This window comes from Vibrio sp. 10N.222.46.A1, from assembly GCF_041473595.1.
Taxonomy (GTDB): Bacteria; Pseudomonadota; Gammaproteobacteria; order Enterobacterales; family Vibrionaceae; genus Vibrio; species Vibrio tasmaniensis_A.
Window position 1 is genome coordinate 1 of the sequence record NZ_JBFRSN010000687.1, and the last position, 1,358, is coordinate 1,358.

2 protein-coding genes are annotated in these 1,358 nt (G+C 45.7%); both read right to left on the reverse strand.

Going from position 1 to position 1,358, the window contains the following annotated elements; all coding sequences use genetic code 11:
• Positions 1 to 603: thioredoxin domain-containing protein (locus AB4496_RS18385; protein WP_372131579.1), on the reverse strand; the 603-nt coding region annotated here is incomplete at its 3' end.
• Positions 604 to 725: 122 nt separating this feature from the next.
• A complete protein-coding gene (locus tag AB4496_RS18390; protein ID WP_009844757.1) occupies positions 726 to 1,295 on the reverse strand; it encodes a protein disulfide oxidoreductase in 570 nt (189 codons plus the stop codon).
• Positions 1,296 to 1,358: the final 63 nt, after the last annotated feature.

Consider the following 1,358-nt stretch of genomic DNA (forward strand, 5'->3'; position numbering starts at 1 on the left):
GTGGTTGGTCATCAGTATGTCGCTTTGCTCCGAAGTTGTGTCCAATTGCGCTTCTGTGCCTGTCTTCTTGGCTACGGCTTCTAGTGAGCTTTTCGAGTGAATACCACTTTTTGCCATCAGCAGTCTGTTGACTTCAGGGAAGGCTGCTGGGTTATCTTTCCATACTTTCATCGCGTATAGAGCTGCATTGGTATCAAGGCCATCTACTTGTTGCTGCTTAAATGACAAGTACACGTTGATCACTTTAATGTCGCTGTTTTCAGAGGCTAATTGAACCAAGCCTTTTTCCAAGCGCTTACAGTAAGGGCAGTTGTAGTCAGTAAAGTTAACGATTACTGATTTGCCATTCGGGTTGCCCGTGATTGGGTGAGCGTCATTGTTATACAACCAATCGTGACTCTCCGCTTGAGCTTTCTTTGCTTGCGCTTGGCCAGCTACGTACTGCTCTAAACTGGTATGCAGCCCTGAGATCGTAGAAGGGTTCTCCTTCAGGAACTGGTTAATTTCTTCAAGTTGCTGGGTTTGTTCTGTGCTTAACTCAGCGAAGGCACTTGTGCTCATTAGTGAGCCTAAAATCAGTGTGCTAATCAGATGTTTTTTCATGTTGTTTTTCTCTAATTCTTGATAATCGTGAGCACGTTTTGGGTCGCGCTCACGGTATTATTGTTTGTTAAATTGGCTTTAATCGGTTCATTTGCTCTGCTCTGTTTTTCTTAGTGAGCGAGTTATGCAAAGTAGGTTCTTAACCACAGGCCGATAGGGGAAGTAACGCCGGTTGCGATGCTGCTGATCTTTCCATCTTTGATGATGACAATACTTGGCGTGACATTGACTCCCCAACTTCTGCTGATCGATCCAGAGAGATCATTGATAACAGGGAAGTCATACTCTTTGGCGTCTAAGAAGCGCTGAACACGTTCGTCTGGGCCAGATGAAAGTGCGACAGAAACTACTTGATGGGAGTCGCTGAAGCTATTAACCGTCGGGCTCACCAATTTGCACGCGCTACACCAAGTCGCCCAAAAATAGACAATAACGGGCTTACCGCTTTTGCTTAGCTCGATAACATCAATATCTTCCCCTTGGATCGACTGACCCACGATTGGTATCGCGTCTCCTTGAGGCATGCTTCTGCTGTGGTAAAAATCCATGGCAAACGAAACCACGCCAACGATCAGTATCATTGAAACGAGTTCCTTTCCCCACTTCTTAAGACGGCTTGGCTTTTTGGTTTCAGCCTTTACAGCGTTATCTTCAGCAGAGCTAGGCTTTTGTTCGTTGTTGGGCGTCTTCATCAATTATCTCGCAGCGTCGATGGCTTGAATAACAGTGTCACTGTCTAGAATTACGGGTAATGG

What these genes read in the sequence shown, in the direction of transcription:
- AB4496_RS18390 (WP_009844757.1), bottom strand. Translation starts at nt 1,295, where the DNA reads ATGAAGACGCCCAACAACGAACAAAAGCCTAGCTCTGCTGAAGATAAC.